11 protein-coding genes are annotated in these 17,879 nt (G+C 56.0%); 10 read left to right on the forward strand and 1 reads right to left on the reverse strand.

Annotation, left to right across the window (positions count from 1 at the left end):
* Nucleotides 1–18: 18 nt before the first annotated feature.
* The 7 genes from BFP70_RS10480 to BFP70_RS10510 all read left to right on the forward strand — a co-directional run bounded on the left by BFP70_RS10480 (nt 19) and on the right by BFP70_RS10510 (nt 7,335).
* Nucleotides 19–1,443, forward strand: coding sequence for an FAD-binding oxidoreductase (locus BFP70_RS10480; RefSeq protein WP_066011531.1), 1,425 nt, complete (start codon nt 19–21; stop codon nt 1,441–1,443).
* A 35-nt stretch (nt 1,444–1,478) separates the two neighbouring features.
* Nucleotides 1,479–2,195, forward strand: a complete 717-nt coding sequence (locus BFP70_RS10485; protein WP_066011532.1) for a FadR/GntR family transcriptional regulator — start codon at nt 1,479–1,481, stop codon at nt 2,193–2,195.
* 138 nt (nt 2,196–2,333) lie between these two features.
* Nucleotides 2,334–3,500, forward strand: a complete 1,167-nt coding sequence (locus BFP70_RS10490) for a fumarylacetoacetate hydrolase family protein (protein ID WP_255356668.1) — start codon at nt 2,334–2,336, stop codon at nt 3,498–3,500.
* A gap of 2 nt (nt 3,501–3,502) precedes the next feature.
* A complete protein-coding gene (locus BFP70_RS10495) occupies nt 3,503–4,054 on the forward strand; it encodes a TRAP transporter small permease (protein ID WP_066011534.1) in 552 nt (183 codons plus the stop codon).
* Nucleotides 4,051–5,328: a TRAP transporter large permease gene (locus BFP70_RS10500; protein WP_066011535.1), complete on the forward strand. Its 1,278-nt coding sequence runs from the start codon at nt 4,051–4,053 to the stop codon at nt 5,326–5,328. The genes BFP70_RS10495 and BFP70_RS10500 overlap by 4 nt, the downstream gene beginning before the upstream one ends.
* 53 nt (nt 5,329–5,381) lie before the next feature.
* Nucleotides 5,382–6,395: a TRAP transporter substrate-binding protein gene (locus BFP70_RS10505; RefSeq protein WP_066011536.1), complete on the forward strand. Its 1,014-nt coding sequence runs from the start codon at nt 5,382–5,384 to the stop codon at nt 6,393–6,395.
* Between the two features lie 133 nt (nt 6,396–6,528).
* The gene (locus BFP70_RS10510) at nt 6,529–7,335 is read left to right on the forward strand and encodes an aldolase/citrate lyase family protein (protein WP_066011537.1); all 807 of its coding nucleotides are present in this window, start codon (nt 6,529–6,531) and stop codon (nt 7,333–7,335) included.
* 283 nt (nt 7,336–7,618) lie between these two features.
* Here BFP70_RS10510 and BFP70_RS10515 read toward each other — a convergent pair whose 3' ends face one another.
* Entirely contained in the window at nt 7,619–8,107 is a 489-nt protein-coding gene (locus tag BFP70_RS10515; protein WP_066011538.1) for a GNAT family N-acetyltransferase, read from the reverse strand.
* A gap of 392 nt (nt 8,108–8,499) precedes the next feature.
* Here BFP70_RS10515 and BFP70_RS10520 point away from each other — a divergent pair, with 392 nt between their 5' ends.
* The 3 genes from BFP70_RS10520 to BFP70_RS10530 all read left to right on the forward strand — a co-directional run bounded on the left by BFP70_RS10520 (nt 8,500) and on the right by BFP70_RS10530 (nt 17,860).
* On the forward strand, nt 8,500–14,394 hold the full coding sequence (locus BFP70_RS10520; RefSeq protein ID WP_083217448.1) for a GEVED domain-containing protein: 5,895 nt from the start codon (nt 8,500–8,502) through the stop codon (nt 14,392–14,394).
* A 267-nt stretch (nt 14,395–14,661) separates the two neighbouring features.
* Nucleotides 14,662–15,174 carry a hypothetical protein gene (locus BFP70_RS10525; RefSeq protein ID WP_066011539.1) on the forward strand — a complete coding sequence of 171 codons (513 nt, stop codon included), beginning with the start codon at nt 14,662–14,664 and terminating at the stop codon, nt 15,172–15,174.
* Between the two features lie 49 nt (nt 15,175–15,223).
* Nucleotides 15,224–17,860, forward strand: a complete 2,637-nt coding sequence (locus BFP70_RS10530; RefSeq protein ID WP_066011540.1) for an S-layer family protein — start codon at nt 15,224–15,226, stop codon at nt 17,858–17,860.
* The last annotated feature ends 19 nt before the right edge of the window (nt 17,861–17,879 follow it).

The raw sequence follows: 17,879 nt of genomic DNA on the forward strand, positions 1-17,879 counted from the left end.
TTCGCAGGAGGAAAACAGATGGACGCCGTTAAGGACCGCCACACAGGCACAGATGCTGCACGCGCGCTGCAAGATCGGTTGGGTGCAGATGTAGTGATGACCGGGGATGGTATCGCCCCCTATTGCCGCGATTGGCATGGCGACATGCAGTCTGATGCGATTGCGGTTTTGCGCCCGCGCACCACCGCCCAAGTGCAAGACTGCGTGCGTGCTGCAGCGCAGTTGAGCCTGCAGATCGTGCCGCAGGGCGGAAATACCGGGCTGGTTTTGGGGGCAATGCCAGATCACCCTGACCAGCAGGTTGTGATGTCACTGGAGCGAATGACCGCTATTCGCCGGCTGGATCCAGAGGATTTTTCGGCTGTGGTCGAAGCCGGGATTGTGCTGGAAAGCTTTAAGGAAAGTGTTGCTCAGGCCGGGTTATATTTCCCGCTGACACTGGGCGCGCAGGGCAGCTGCCGATTGGGTGGGAATGTCGCCACAAATGCGGGTGGGGTGAATGTTCTACGCTATGGGATGACACGAGATCTGTTGTTAGGCGTAGAGGTTGTGCTGCCCGATGGCAGCCTGTTCGACGGGCTTACACGGCTGCGCAAAGACAATAGAGGCATTGATCTTAAACACCTTTTCATTGGATCTGAAGGAACCTTAGGCATTATAACAGCCGTATCGGTCAAATTGACGCCTGCACCCGAACAGGTGGCCACCGCGCTGCTTGCGCTTGGCTCGCTTGACGATGCGATCACATTATATCGCCACGCCCGACGACAATGCTGTGACCTGATGTCGGCGTTTGAATTCCTGCCACCACTGGCCTTTACGCTGGCAAAAGAGGGGCTGCCCGATCTGGTGCTGCCGATGCAAGCCGCGCATCCCGCCTATGTGTTGATGGAGCTGTCAGGCTCTGGCCTGGTGAACATTGACGACCTGATGGCGCAATTCATTGAATATGCGTTTGACGCAGAACTGGTCAAAGACGGGGTGGTGGCACAGTCCCAGACACAAGCACGCAATCTATGGCTGATCCGCGAAGGGATGAACGAAGGTCAGGCGAAACGCGGCAAACATCTGCGCACCGATATATCTGTGCCGCTGTCATCAGTGGCCACATTCGTCATCGAAGCAGAAGCCGCGATCCTGGCTGAAATGCCCGGTGTTATCTGCGTGTCCTATGGCCATGTAGGCGATGGAAATGTGCATCTGAATATGTTGCCAGACAACAGCAGCGATATAGATGCGCAGATTTACCGCGCCAAACAGATCGTCAATCAGGTTCTGGACCGTTATAACGGCTCCATCAGCGCGGAACATGGGATCGGTCGTTTAAAGAAACACGATTTTGATCAGAGACTTACTGATGTTCACCGCAGATTGCTGGGCGCGGTTAAAACGGCTATCGATCCAGCTGTAACGATGAATGGGGGCTGTCAGATCGATCTTTAGCCTATGCGATCTGATGTCTGGTAAAAGGAAGACATATGGACAGCGGCTTAGAACAGATCAAACGCGTTGCGCATCTGCCGACCCGGATTGCCTCGGAATTTGCCAAGCGTATCTATGAGGGCAGCTTGCAGCCCGGGGATAAGCTGCCGACTGAACATATGATGGCCAAGACATTTGGCGTCAGCCGGACGGTGGTACGGGAAGCGATTGCGCAACTGCGCAGCGAAGGCCTGGTCGAAAGCCGTCAAGGCGTTGGCGCCTTTGTCCTGGAACGCCCGGCGCGACAAATCTATCTTGATGATGCTAAGGCAATGGACCGGCACGATTTTCGCTCGCTTTATCAATTGCGTATCCCACTTGAGATGGAGGCTGCCGCCCTTGCTGCCGTGCATCACACCACTGCACAGATGGACGCGCTAAGCGCGGCACTTTCCCGGATCACCGATACAGAGAACTGGGGCGGCTCTGGCGTGGAGGCCGATCTGGATTTTCACCGCATTATCGCAGAAGCTACCGGAAATATATATTTCGGCCAGTTTATCGGCGCGATTTCAGATCGAATCAGCCATGTGATTGTGATCGCCAGGACCGAAGGGCAATTAGAGGATGTGATTGCCCACACGATTGAAGAACACACGGCCATTCGCGACGCGATCCGCACCAAAGATCCGGTGGTCGCACGCGCGGCAATGCGCCGACACTTGATCGGATCAGCGCAGCGTGTTGGACTAAGTATCGAATTTTATTCATAAAAAAAACGGTCCAATTTTTATCCTTCCCCTGCCTAGTTTTGGCTTGCGCTGCTGGCATCCCTGCTGTTGTATTGTTGTCAGACATCATATGTCTGGCGGAGCGAGTGGAGGCGCTGCGCGAATGTAAGGGAGGATGTTTTGGCTTCAGCGCATATGTTGAGGGCGGGCCAGGTGCTGCCGGATGATCATCATCGGGCCGTGCTGGTAGGGCGCGTCTGGGTAACCGCGCAGGGCGGTCCCTGTATTGTTACCGTTCGCGGTGAAAACCTGTATGATTTGACAGGCATCGCTGCGACCATGACCCATCTGTTAGAGCGTGCGGACATGGATCAGATCGTGCGACGGTCGGACCTGCCCTGTCTGGGCTCGCTAGACGGTTTTTTGAATGGGTCTGCGGGACGGCTTTTGGCCCCCATTGACCTACAGGCGATCAAAGCCGCCGGTGTGACATTCGCCGCAAGCATGTTAGAACGTGTGATCGAAGAACAGGCCCGCGGCGATGCCGCGCGCGCCAATGATATACGCGCAAAACTGGCCCCGGTGATCGGGGAGAATTTGCGCGATATCAAAGCCGGATCGGATAAGGCCGCACAGGTGAAGGCGCTGTTGCAAGACATGGGCCTGTGGTCGCAATATCTGGAGGTCGGCATCGGCCCCGATGCCGAGATTTTCACCAAATCACAGCCCATGTCTGCAGTCGGGTGCGGCGATCAGGTCGGCATTCATCCTATGTCGCAGTGGAACAACCCAGAGCCAGAGGTTGTATTGATCACCAATGGCGCCGGGCAGATTGTAGGCGCAACGCTGGGCAATGATGTCAACCTGCGCGATGTTGAGGGGCGTTCGGCACTGCTGCTGGGCAAGGCCAAGGACAATAACGCCTCTTGTGCGCTGGGACCGTTTATCCGGCTGTTTGATGATCATTTCACATTGGACAGTATTGATGACGTTGTCGTCTCGTTGCATGTCGAGGGCAAAGACGGGTTCACCATGTCCGGGAACAGTCCGATGCGGGCAATCTCGCGCCGGCCTGCCGATCTGGTCGGTCAAATGCATAATCGCAGCCATCAATATCCAGATGGTGCGGTACTGTTCCTGGGCACGATGTTCGCCCCCACCAAAGACCGTCACCACCCTGGCCAAGGGTTCACACATGATGTCGGAGATCGGGTTGAAATCTCATCGCCCGCGCTGGGGCGGCTGGTGAATTGGGTTGCGAAATCCGATACTTGCCCACAATGGGACTTTGGCATCACCGCCCTGTTTCGCAACCTGCTGACCCGCGGGCTGGGAGAAAGGTTGTGATCATGGCGCGCATCTTCGATCTGTTTTACCGCTTTTTGGACCTTGTGCTGATCGTGTTGCTGGCCGGCATGGCCGTGATGGTCTTTTTAAACGTCGTGCTACGCTACGGGTTGAATTCAGGCATTCCGGTATCGGAAGAGCTGTCGCGTTTTTTCTTTGTCTGGCTAACCTTTATCGGGGCGGTCGTTGCCCATCGTCATCACATGCATATGGGGATGGAGACATTCGTAGCGGCCTTGGGGCGCCGGGGCCGAATGGTGATGATGGGCTTGTCAGAGGTGATCATTCTGGGCTGTTCCTGGGTGCTGTTTCTGGGCACATGGAAGCAGCTTCCGATCAATATTACGATGAACGCGCCGGTGTCCGGGATCTCAATGGCATGGGTCTATGGCACGGGGATGTTTACCGCCGGGATGATCGCTGCGATCTCTGCTACACGTTTGGCGCGGCTGTTATCAGGGCGCATGACTGAGGCCGAAATCGCGGCCTTCGCAGGCGAACGCCACCTGATTGATGAACCTCTGACCCCAGACCCGCGCGGAGGTGCCAAATGACACTTGTTGTCTTTATTGCATCGCTGATCGGCTCTATGTTGACCGGTGTGCCGGTGGCCTTTGCGCTGATCGTCTGCGGTGTCGCCTTGATGACCTATATGGATATGTTCAACACCCAGATCATCGCACAGAATATGATGATCGGTGCGGATACATTTACCTTGCTGGCGATCCCGTTTTTCATTCTGGCCGGAGAGCTGATGAACGCCGGTGGCCTGTCCAAGCGGATCATTGATTTCTCTATTGCCTGCGTGGGCCATATCCGCGGCGGGCTGGGCATTGTGGCGATTTTCGCGGCGATAATCCTGGCCAGTATCTCTGGCTCTGCTGCAGCCGATAGCGCGGCGCTGGCGGCGATCTTGCTGCCGATGATGGCCCGGGCGGGGTATAATTTGCCACGCTCTGCAGGGTTGATTGCCGCGGGTGGTGTCATTGCGCCTATCATCCCGCCGTCGATGGCCTTTATCATTTTCGGTGTGGCCGGAAATATCTCTATCTCAAAGCTGTTTATGGCCGGGATCGTGCCGGGCGTTCTGATGGGGCTGGTGCTGATTGTTACCTGGATCATTGTCGCACGAAATGACGAAGTGGCAACATTGCCCAAGACCAGCTGGTCCGAACGCGGTCGCACAGGGGGGCGCGCGCTTTGGGCGCTTGGCATGCCGGTGATTATATTGGGGGGGATTAAATTCGGCGTCGTCACACCGACTGAAGCCGCCGTAATTGCCGCGTTTTATGCACTATTCGTTGGCACCTGCGTGTATCGGGAACTGAAGCTGACCGACCTGCCCAAGGTGATCTTGAACGCGGGCCGTACCACGGCGGCGATCATGTTTTTGGTCTGTGCTGCGCTTGTGTCAGCATGGCTGATCACAGCGGCCAATATTCCGGCTGAAATCTCGGCCTATATCAAACCACTGATTGACCGGCCGATCTTGCTGATGTTGGCGATCATGGCGCTGATCCTTGTTGTGGGCACCGCGCTGGATCTGACACCCACGATTTTGATCCTGACGCCGGTTCTGCTGCCAATCATCAAAGAGGCAGGCATCGACCCGGTCTATTTCGGGGTGATGTTTATCATGAATTGCTGCATCGGCCTGCTAACGCCGCCGGTTGGTGTGGTGCTGAATGTGGTCAGCGGGGTCGGACGATTGCCCCTTGGCCGCGTGATCGCAGGCGTTTGGCCGTTTTTGCTGGCGCAGATCCTCGTCGTTTTGACGCTGGTTGTGTTCCCACAGATCGTTCTTGTGCCTGCAAGCTGGTTCTACTGAGCCGAACCGGTCGCTCACGACCAAATATTTTTCACTTGATTAGGGAGGATCACATGAAAAAATTGAACCTGAAAGCAGCCTTGCTGTTGACCGTGGCCTGCGGGGTCGCAAGCCCCGCATTGGCAGAATTCAAAGAACGCAATTTCCGTGTCTCGAATGGGATCGCAGAGGACCATCCCGTTCACAACGGCATGGATGCGATGCAGGCCTGTCTGGATGAGAAAACCGGCGGAATGATGAAGATGACGGGGTTCTGGGGCGGCGCGCTTGGCGGCGATTTACAGGCCACACAGGCGCTGCGCTCGGGTGTGCAAGAAGCAGTGGTGACATCCTCGTCGCCCTTGGTCGGGATCGAGCCTGCGCTTGGTGTATTTGACCTGCCCTTCCTGTTTCGTTCCAACGAAGAAGCTTATGCTGTCATGGATGGCGAATTTGGTGATTTCTTGAATGAAAAGCTGGAAGGCGTTGGGCTGATCAATCTGGCCTATTGGGAAAACGGTTTCCGCAACGTGTCAAATTCCAAACGCCCTATCACAAAATGGGAGGATCTTGACGGGCTGAAGATGCGCGTCATGCAAAATAACATCTTCCTTGATACATTCTCAAACTTCGGGGCAAATGCGACGCCGATGTCCTTTGGCGAGGTTTTCTCGGCACTGGAAACAAAAGCCATCGATGCGCAGGAAAACCCCTATGTGACAATCGACACCTCAAAATTCTATGAGGTGCAAAGCTATATCAGCGAAACAAAACATACCTATACGCCATTCCTGTTCCTGTTCTCCAAGCCAATTTTCGACACATATTCTCCCGAGGAACAGGCCGCATTGCGTGAATGTGCTGTGGTTGGTCGCGACGTTGAACGCGAGGTGATCCAGACGCTGAACCAAGAATCCCTGGCGAAAATGGAAAAAGCTGGTTTGAAATTCAACACGGTCTCGCCCGAAGAACAGGTGCGGATGTTGGAAAAATCGCAGCCTGTGTATGAAACCCATAAGGTCGAAATTGGCGCAGATGTGGTTGACATGGTCCAAAACACGCTAAGCGAAATGCGGGCGGCCAATTAAGCCCTGCCTGCCAATCGGTCCCGCCAGTCCGCTGGCGGGACCACTTGCGAACACCGCCAGTTACAAGCACGACCACAGGCACCAGCGTAATGCGCCGCTTGGCATGCCCCGATACTATCGTCAGGAGATTGCAATGCCCGCCCCCGAAAATCCGTTTAAGGCCGCATTGGCGAACGGCCAGTTGCAGATCGGCCTGTGGCAAGATCTTGCCAGCCCCTACTGCACCGAACTTTGCGCTGATGCGGGCTATGACTGGCTATTGATTGACGCCGAGCACGGGCCAAATGATCTGGTGACAATTTCTGGTCAGATCGCGGCGACACGGGGCAGCGGCGCACATCCTATTGTCCGGCCCGCGATGGGGGCGCCGTGGATGATCAAACAACTGATGGATGCCGGGGCGCAAACTATTCTGGTGCCGATGGTGGAAACAGCACAAGACGCCCAAGCTTTGGTGCGTGCGATGCGTTATCCGCCCCATGGTATCCGCGGGGTGGGCGCTGTCGTCGGGCGGGCCTCTGGCTTTGGGCGCATCGCGGATTATGTGCCCACCGCCGATGCCCAAGCCTGCCTTCTGGTGCAGGTAGAAACGGTGCGGGGGTTGGAAAATCTTGATGAAATCGCAACGACACAGGGCGTTGACGGGGTGTTCATTGGCCCAGCCGATCTGGCCGCAAGCCTTGGCCATCTGGACAATCCCGCACATCCGCAAGTGCAGCGCGTGATCGAAGATATTATTGCCCGCGTGATTGGTCACGGCAAAGCCGCGGGGATCTTGATCGGGGACCTGGCGCTGTCAAAACGATATGCGCAATTGGGTGCAACATTCGTGGCGATCGGTCACGATGTCGGGCTTTTGGCGCTGGGGGCATCAAAGCTGTTGGCTGATTTTCATGCGGTTGCTCCCGCCCACGCCACAGCCCAGACAAAGGTTTATTGACCTGGCCATTGCGCAGCACCTAAGCCTGTCTGATGACGAAATATGCTGTATGCACCCTGCCCGCTCGGTCCCAAACCGCAACACGGACCGTTGGCAGCGAAACGCACAAGCCGGCCCTTGGCTTGCTAAAAATTCGGATAAAAACAGCGCGGCGCAATGTCAGCCAAAAGCCAAGATCGCCCGCTCGTTACAAACGCCTTCCCTGTTATGAGTGGTGTGGCGTATGACGCTACAGTCTGCGCGCGCCCCAGCAGCCTTTGGCCGCTTTGTTAATCGGGCGCAGTCACTTTGATCCAAAGGGTTTTATGGCCTGGGCAAGGCACATCGTCATGAAGACACAATTTGGATCTTCCCTATAACCGCCGAAAGGTCCGCAATATTCAAAACCAATTTTTGCATAGAGCCTGCGAGCGGCTGCTGACGCCTCACGACTTCCAGTCTCAAGTGACAAACGGTTTAGGCCCCTCTCATTGGCCGCTTTAATAACCGTGTCTATCAGGTGGGTGCCAACGCCCTTACCTCTCGTCTGCTCAAGAACATGCATCGACTTTAGTTCGCCGTGTTCGCCCGTAAGGGATTTCAGCCCAGCAATCCCGACACATTCGTCGCCTTTCCAAGCACCGAAAAGAAGCACTCCGCTTGTTTCATATTCGTCCAAATAGACGTGAGTATTGCTTTCACTCGGATAATGCGCGTCACCATAGGCTGTATGTATGCCAATAAGGTCAGAGATTTGTTTATCTTTTGGGTCCGCAATGTCTATTTTGATCATTTTGCCTCCGACCAGTTGTCATGGTTTTCGATCTAACCTACGAAAAAAACCGAACTAATCTGTTGACGTTAGCATTCATGACGATGGTGCCAAACTATCGAAGCGCAGCCTTTACTTTGACAGCCCAGCCAAGATCAATGCCCGGTGGCAACATGGGCAGGCTTATCTGATGATTTTCAAATTCGCTCCACCTGTATACGGCCAAATCGTAACCTATCGGTAAGCATACCCCCCCTATCGTCATAGAGAAGATTCTCCTTTGGGTTGATATGGCGTCAGCCGGCGCGCTTATATCGTATCAAGATTGCTATCATTATTCGTTGATTTGGCACTAAAAATTGAACACGGACACGACACGCCGCTTCGCACGGATGCAGGTTAGGGTTGATTGAGTGATACATCGGATCTTGCGACACAGGGCCAGCGCGATATGTCAAACAATTGCAATCCTTTGGGGGCTTGGCGGACCTGCGGCCCATGCCGGTGATTTTCAAATTGATTGGGAAGCATTCGACTGGCCCGCCGGCGTGACCGGCCCCTTAGTCCGCACGCTGAGAGACCAAAACGGGTTTGAGGTCGATGTCACCGTCACCCATACCGGCCCTTTCGCGGGCTATCCTGACGGGGCTGGTGGCACCATTCCCACCCCCGACGACGTAACGATTTTCGGCGGCAGCACGGAATCGCTGATCTTGGTAGTGGATGCGCCGCAAAATCAGGGCGCGATTGGCGACTCCCGCACGATCTCTACTGTCTCGGCCAGTTCTGGCGGTATTGCCATTCTTGTCGACGACCTGACGATTGATGTGTTCGACATCGACAGCACCGACAACAATGCTGTTTCTGACCGCTGTGATTTTTTGACCGTGTTTGGTGATAATGGCAATCCCACGCTTAGCACGCTCAGTTTGACACCTTCTGTCGTGGTGGGGCCGGGGTTTGGCTCTGGCTTGACCGGACCAATCACAGCCAATCAGGCGCAATGTATTTATTTTGAGGGACCGACCGGCTCGCCTACGTCGCCCAATGATGATACGGGGTCTGTGCGCGCGACCTTCCCGGATGCGACTTCTTCCGTGACATTTTGGTATGATGAAAGCATCCAGAATGTTCGGAATTACAACGTCTTCACCACATATGATCCCGGTGCGCGCGGACTTGGGATGTTTGGCAACGCCAATTTTACCGTGGATCAATCCATCTCTTTGGCACGGTCGGTCACGCCCATTTCGGGCCTGCAAGGCGACACAGTGACCTACAGCTATACCGTCACCAACAATGGCGAATTACCCTTTAACATTGGTCAGGATGTGGTGATTGAAGATGATCTTCTGGGCAGTGTGACATGTCCGGCGATCACCGCCCCAATCGCGCCTGGCGGCACGGTGACTTGCACCGCACCCTATACGATATCCGCGCTTGACGTGCTGACCGGAACGGTCAACAGCACAGCCACCGCCGGGATCGGCGCCATCGGTCAGGCCTTTTCAGCCCGACTGCAATCCAACAGCCAGTCACTTTCGCTTGTGACCAGCGTATTATCGGGGGACAGCGGCGCGCAAAACTGCACCCCTCAATCGGTCTTTGCCCACACGCGTAGCCAGTTGGCAGGGCCCGGCAGTGCCGCAGCCTTAACCACCTCCGATATTTTCCTGTTCGATGACGTTACCGAAGATGTCAACGGCAATGCCATTGATGTGGTGTTTCAGCTGGATCAGATCAGCAATGCCAGCGCCGTAAAGCTGGAAGGGTCACTGCAAGCATTAATGACCCCATCAAATAATGGCTATGTGACCTATCGGCTGCGCCTTGTGCAAGATGGCACCGCCACCCCGGCCAATCCGCAAGGCATCGCAATTGAACAAAGCCGGATTAACGGTGTGATCGTGCAGCAAACCGATGTGGACAGCCGTGGCAGTTCTGATGACAGTTCGGACGTTGTGGGCCCCGTTTCTTCGCCGCGTGCCATAAGCTATCTTAACACGGCACCTCTTGTCGCTTTTCCCGCGCCGGGCCAGGCCATCGCAATGGACCCCGCAAAACAGGGTGATCCCAGCAATTGGATCGATGAACCCAATGAAACCAATTTCGACAATTACGCCACCTATGAATATGACACATTTATAGAAGGCGCGTTCATTCATGGCTTTACCGGTTCATCCACCAATCCGGCCACGCGCGGTTCGGGTATTTTGCTATGCGGTATCGTCAATAGCTCTGCCGATGTGATCGCGCGCGACGATGATTACACCGCCTCGCCCCTGAATAGCTTGCTTGGTGGCACCGCGGGGGAGGTTCTGGTCAATGACACGATTAACGCGCTGCCCGCGCTGTTCCCCACCGCCACATTGGAGGTTTTGACCCCGGCGGTTCCGCAAAATGATGGCGACCCGGTGCCTGTTCTGGAAACCTCTGGAGTGGATGCGGGACGGGTGATTGTGCCGCCCGGGGTGCCCGCCGGGACATATACGATCGATTACCGATTGTGCGACAGCCTGACGCCGGGCGATTGCGACCGCGCCAAGGTGACATTGGCTGTGTTTGATGGGCTTGGGCTGGATTTCGGCGATGCGCCGGTCACGTATCTGGTGGCGGCTCATGCCGTCAGACCCTCCCCCACCATATATTTGGGGTCGGTTGCACCAGATATTGAAATCGTGGCGCAATCCGATGCCACCGCCACCGCAGATGACCTGATCGATAATGACGATGAAGATGCCATCCTTTTCCCCGTAATGACACAGGGCGCGATCAGCACGCTGAATATTCCGGTAACCGGTGCAGGCGTTTTGCAGGCTTGGATTGATTTCAACGGGGACGGCGTGTTTGAGGAAACTCTGGGCGAACGTATTGCCAGCGATCTGTCAGATGACGGCACCGGGTTTGATACTGTCGCAGGCGATGGTGTGATTCAGGTGGATGTGGCCGTGCCCACCGATGCCACGACCGCGACAACATACGCGCGGTTTCGTTATGCCAGCACGCCGGGCCTGCCCGCGGCAGGCTTCGCCCTGGATGGCGAGGTAGAGGATTACTCGCTGGTGATCGTCGCCGCAGATCTGGTGGATCGCGGCGATGCCCCGGCCAGCTATGGTGACCCACGCCATATTGTCGTACCCTCAATTTATCTTGGCGCCGGACTACCCGATACTGAATGGGTGCCGCAAAACAGTGTCACCGCCGATGCCGATGATCTGGCCGGCAGTGATGATGAAGATGCCATCGCGCTTTTCCCGGTGTTAGAGGCGGGCACGACACAAAACCTGACGGTGCAAACCCATGAAACGCTTAGCTTGCAGCTGGCGCTTGGCTTGCCGGTATTATCGGGGATTACAAACCTGCAGCTTTGGGTCGACTGGGATCAAAACGGCAGGTTTGAGACCTCTGAACAGGTCGCGGTCAATTACCGTGACGGCGGCGCCGGCGACACCGATGGGGTATTCAACAATCAGATCAGTCTGGAAATTCCCGTGCCGGGGGATATTGGCAACGGCATATCTTATGCGCGCGTGCGTTGGTCCACCACCAGCATTGTCGGGCTGGAACCCTTTGACGGGCTTAATCTGGATGGGGAGGTTGAAGATTACCTTGTTACCCTGTCCAATCCCAATGCGCCTTTGGTTTGCGACACCGGGTTTTATATGATCTATGAAAGCGGTGCGCAGCCGATTTTAGAAAAGCTACAGATCAGCGGGTCTGCCGGCAGTTATAGCACCAACGGCACGACTTATCCTGCCAATTTCTCTGGCACATACACGATGTCCGGCTGGGGCTGGAACGAGGTCGACAACTATATTTACGGCATTTTTCGCAATACGTTTCAGTTGCACCGCGTCACCTATTCAGGTGCTGTGCAACTGGTCAGTGATATGTCCGCGCTGGGATTAGAACCGGTGGGAACCACGCTGGAAATTCTGCCAAATGGCGTGTTGATCTATAATTCTCAGGCCACAACGGGGCGGTATCAGCTTGTCGATATTTCCGACCCGTCCGCCCCAACCAATTTGGGCGTGTTAGAGGCAGGCAGCAGCGCGCCCAATGGCCTGGATATGGCCTATAACCCACGCGACGGGCTGTTATATATGGTGGCAAATGGCAATGACATTTATGCGCTCGATCCGCTTGGTGGGGTGGCTGGTGCGACCTCAACCGTGCTTGTGGCGGACAATGTGACACTGCCGGCAGGCACCGGATCATATCAGCTGGACTCCGTCTGGATGGATGAGAACGGCTATTTCTACGCCTATGATAATGTCTCGCAACAGATTTTTGCGCTTGAGCTGGGCGAGGCCGGGGACCGCCCAGCCAGCTTTCAGTTCTTTAAGGTGGATGGAACAGGTTCCGCGCAGATCGGAAATGATGGTGCCTCCTGCCGAAAAGGATCTTTCTATGCCTCGACCGTATTTGCCGAAGGCACGATATCGGGCAGGCTGTATCACGACAGCAACGCATCGGGGGCCTATGATGTGGGCGAAAGCGGCCTGCCCGCCGATATCTCTATGGCCCTATACCGCGATAATGCGACACCGGCAGACCTGACAGATGACATATTGGTCACCACCACCCAAACCGATGGTGATGGCCGCTATGTTTTTGCCGGGGTCGATGCCACTGTGACCTACCGGATTGAGGTAAACGAGGCGGATCCCGAGATACCCGCGAACCGAACGATCAGCACCCCGAACCCGCGCATCGGCGTCACGGTGATGACCGGCGCCGAGACCTCTGATCAGGATTTCGGGTTTGAAGCAACGGCTTTGCAGGCCGATCTGTCGCTTAACAAAGCAGCCTTTGACACATCAGGTGCCGCCTTGTCATCTGCACAAGACGGAGCGCAGATTGATTTTGTTTTGACCGTGACGAATGATGGCCCGGCCACCGCAACGGATGTGCGGGTGCGCGATCTGATCCCCGATGGGTTCACCTATGTCTCTAATGATGCTGCAGCACAGGCGATGGGTTATGACCCCAGCAGCGGGATCTGGACCCTGACCGATCTGCCCGATGGCACCAGCGCGACACTGACGCTGCGTGTGGTGATGAAGGCCACCGGCACCCATACCAATACGGCAGAGATCGTGGCCTCGGCCATACCCGATCCCGATAGCGACCCGGCGGTCGGCACGCTTCGCGACGATCTTTCCGATGGGATTGTCGATGATGATGAGGCCAGCGCAACGGTCAGTTTCATTGGCATGGGGCCGACCCTGTCGGGCACGGTGTTTCGCGACAACGGGGCGGCAGGGGACACCGCCTATGATGGTCTCCAAGGGGCTCAAGAACCGGGAATTCCTGATGCGACCGTAACTGTCGCGGATACCGTCGGGACCGTGCTGGGCCAGCCGGTGGTTGCCGCGGACGGCACATGGTCGCTGACCTTGCCAGAGGGGTTCAACAGCGCTGTCACTGTTACGCTGGCGCCAACTTCGGACGGCCAAGTTGTGTCCGAATCCCCCGGCACATTGCCCGGTCTGGTGAATACGCAAGCGCGCGACGGAAGCTTCGGCTTTACCCCCGTTTCGGGCGGCACCTATAGCAATCTGAATTTCGGCGTGATCCCCTCTGCACGGCTGCGTAACAGCCAACAGGCCGCAATGCGCTCGGGACAGGTTATCACCCTCCGCCATGAGTATACAGCCCAAGCCCCAGGCAATGTAACCTTTGAAATTGACGTGCACCAAGCGACAATGCCAGGATTATTTTCAACCGGAATATTCCTCGACCCAGCCTGTAATGGCACCCCCATAACGGCTGTGAACGGGGCGCAGCCGATCACGGCAGACACGCGCATCTGCCTGGTGATTAGGGTCACAGCCTCGTCTGCGGCCAGCCCGGGGGCCAGCATCGCCTTTGACCTGATCGCGGATACAACCTATGGCGCGACCGGTCTCAGCGCGCAAGTTCGCAACACCGATGTGGTGCGCGTCGATAGCTCTCAAGGGCAGCTGACATTGCGTAAAACCGTGCGTAACATCACACAGGGCACTCCCGAAGGCGTCAGCAACGGGGCGGCATTAGGGGATGTGCTGGAATATCGCATCTATCTGGACAATCCCGGCACTCTGCCCGCAACGCAAATTGTGATCCACGACAGAACACCGCCCTACACGACCCTCGCGGCGCCGATCCCCAGCTCCACCGCAATTGGCACGGATGTGATCTGCACCCTTGCCGTGCCTTCGCCAAACAACGCTGGCTATGCCGGGCCGCTACGCTGGGAATGCGCGGGGACCCATCCCCCCGGTGCGACAGGCAGTGTGACATTCCAAGTGCAGATTGCGCCCTAAGCCCGAGCGACCACGACCGTGTCGTTCACATGCAGGGACGAATCATCACATCCATAGATTGCATCCATGGGAAGAAATCCCTTCCGAAAACCAAGTAATTACCTGCCCTTTTTTCAGATTCACAAAGCAGAAACGGACAAAAAAACAAAAAATATCAATTATTTCAGCATCCTATAGATCATAATGAATGCCAGTAAGACTATCTAAACTAAAATCAATCTAAGGTGGTAAACGCTGAAATTTTTCTCGGTTACGAAGGAACTGCCTATGTCATTTCTCTTTGATCGTCAGGCTTTGGTGCTGATCGCCGTAATGGCGCTTTTTGCTGCGGCCAGTGCGACTTGGGCGCAGACACTGGAAAGCCAGTTCTCCTATCAGATTGTTGAATATAACGCAGAGGGGCAAGAACAGCTGATCACCCGCGACAGCGTCAAACCCGGTGAGCTCATCCACTACCAGCTTAGCCATGCAAATATGACACAGGATGCGATGGCCGGTCTGGTGATTGCGGCGCCCGTCCCGCAGGGCGTGACCATCACGATAGACGGACAAAGCAGCTCTGTCCCGGCGACATTTGAAGTGCAGGCCGAACTGGACCCAACCCAGGACGGATTGGAATGGTCCACCCTGCCCGCCATGCGCAAAGTGATCGATGGCCGCGGCGTAGTGCAAGACGAACCCCTGCCCGCCAGCGCAATCGTCGCAGTGCGCTGGCGATACGCAAATACGCTAGAGCCGGGTGAAACCGCCTTCAACAGTTACCGCGTCCGCGTCAACTGACACAGGGCCCATACTGTTCGTGCATAAAGCTTAATCCAAGGAATTCATCGTGACGTATCATCCTGCATTCCTGCGCTATGCAAGCGCAGTGGCTTTTAGCGCGTGCATATGCGGCGCAGCCTATGCAGCGCCCGAAGCCGGCGCAGTCATCGGCAACCAAGCTGTCGCAACCTACACCAATGCGTCAGGTGATACGATCACCGTGACCTCCAACACCGTTGAAACACTCGTGCAGCAAGTCGCCGGCGTGACACTGACATCCGACAATTCCGAAACCATCGCGCCCGGCGGCAAAGCCTTCTTGCCACATATTATCACCAATGAAGGCAATGGGCCCGACGCCTTTACGTTAACGGCGACGGAAGACAGCAGCGGTACGCTGAATACGTCGCAACTGGTGTTTTACCCGGACGCGAATATGGACGGGGTTGCCGATAGTGCGACATCGTTAAGCCAAACGCCGGTCTTGGCCCCGGGTGAGCAGTTCGGCGTGGTCATCGAGGCCACTGTGCCCGCTACCGCCGCGGGGGCAGAAACCATAACCGTCCAAGCCGCGTCGCAATTAGATGGCACCGTTTTATCCAGCAATACCGATACATTGACCATTTCCAATGACGCAATTGTCGAGCTGGTGAAATCTATGGTGGCCGATGCCGCCTCGGCGGGTAATCCCAACATTATCGACGCCGGCGATACGGTCACAATCACGCTGACATATTCCAGCACCGGACTGACTGCCGCGACCAATTACGCCGTCGAAGATGTCCTAAGCACCGGCTTGAGCTATGTGCCCGGATCGGCACGCTGGTCGGATTCCGGTGTGGCTCTGGATGATGCGGATGGTGCCCCCACGCCCGATGCCAGCAATGGCAATGGCGAAACGATCGCATGGGAATTTGACGGCACTCAGACCGTGAATTTTAACCTGTCCTCGGTGGCCTCTGGCAGATCCGGGCGAGTCACGTTTCAAGCAACAGTGGCCGCCGGCGCCAATGCCGGGCTGATCACCAACGTTGCGACCCAAACCGTGAACGGCACCACATTCCCGAACTCGAACACTGCATCCATCGTAATCGCCAATCAATATTCGGCCTCTATCGCAGATACGGCGATCAATGCCGATGGGTCCCCAGATGGGTCGGTGACCTCGTCGACCGATGATGATGGCGCCCAAAACGACAGCGTCACCGAAACCGCAGATGTCTTCCAAGGCGCGGTTATTCGCCATGAATTTATTGTCACCAATCACTCCAATCAAGCAGATAGCTTTGTGGTCTCGGTCGCCAATACCGATTTCCCTGCAGACACCACATTTCGTATCGTCGGCGCCGATGGGGTGACGCCGATCATCGGCTCCGTCGGACCATTAGGGATTGACGCCAGCACGCGTGTCACGCTGATTGCCACTTTGCCCAGCAATCTGCTCCCCACCACAACCACGGATTACACTGCGGTCGTCACCGTGACCTCTGACGCCTCAGGCGTCACAGATACATCCACGGCAGAATTTACCGGTGCGATCCTCGCCGCCAGTGTCGATCTGGAAAATACACTGGTCGGTGCCGAGGGCGATGGAGCGGCCCCAACCAATGGCGGCGCCCCTTGGATCACCCAGGCTGTCGCACCGGGTGCGCCTGTTACATTCGCCATGATTGTCGAGAATAATGGTCCCGTATCAGACAGTTATAACCTGACACTGGATCAGGCATTGCCGAGCGGGTGGACCGTAGAGTTCCGCAACGCCAATGGCACGCTGATCAGCAACACCGGAACAATTCCTGCCGGCCAGCAATCCGCCATCTCTGTCACGGTGATCCCGGCGAAAACAGCCGCCCCCGGCACGGCTCCCATAGATATCAAAGTCTCCAGCGCGGTGTCAGGACAATCTGACCGGATTGTCAACGCGCTGAGCGTCAGCGAAATATTCGATATTCACATCATCGAAAGCCAGGATGTACAGGCCTCGCCTGGCGGTGTGGTAGATATTTTTCATACGATCACCAACGCGGGCAATGTCGCCATCACCGAAGGCGCGATTGCGCATGGCGGGCTGTCCGATTTCGCGGGTGCAATTTTCTGGGATCAAAACGAAAATGGGGTTCTGGATGCCTCCGACCCGGTGATCGAGAATTTTGATGAGCTGACTGATGGGATCAGCAGCGGCGTGAATGGTCTTGCGCTGGGGGGCAGCATTTCGGTGATCTACCGTGTCCAAACCCCATCCACCGCCACCGCCGGCGTTCTGGAAATTGCCACGCTTAGCGTCGCGACCAGCTTGAACCTGGGTGCGGGAACGGATGCCGATACAAGCGATAACTCTGTGCAAGACCGGATTATCATCGTTTCCGGCGATGTGACCTTGAATAAATACCAATATATTGACAGCGCCTGTGATGGAACCGTCGGCACATTTTCCAAGACGCGCCAAAATGTCGATCCCGGGCAATGCATCCGCTACATGATCGTGGCCGCAAATACCGGCGCGTTTGACGCCGATAATGTGCGCATTTCTGACACGGCTCCAGCCTATACGACGGTGACAAATTGCGGTGGGCTTTGCCCTGAAACGCTGTTCCCGACAAGCAGCACCGCCACCGTCACCACCACGAGCATTTCCAGTGATCATGGAACGGTTTTACCCGGCGGGGTGGCTCGGATTGAATTCACCGTGCGGGTGGACAATTAACCCGATCCGCCCTGCCTTG

The organism is Thioclava sp. SK-1 (genome assembly GCF_001705665.1).
Classification (GTDB): domain Bacteria; phylum Pseudomonadota; class Alphaproteobacteria; order Rhodobacterales; family Rhodobacteraceae; genus Thioclava.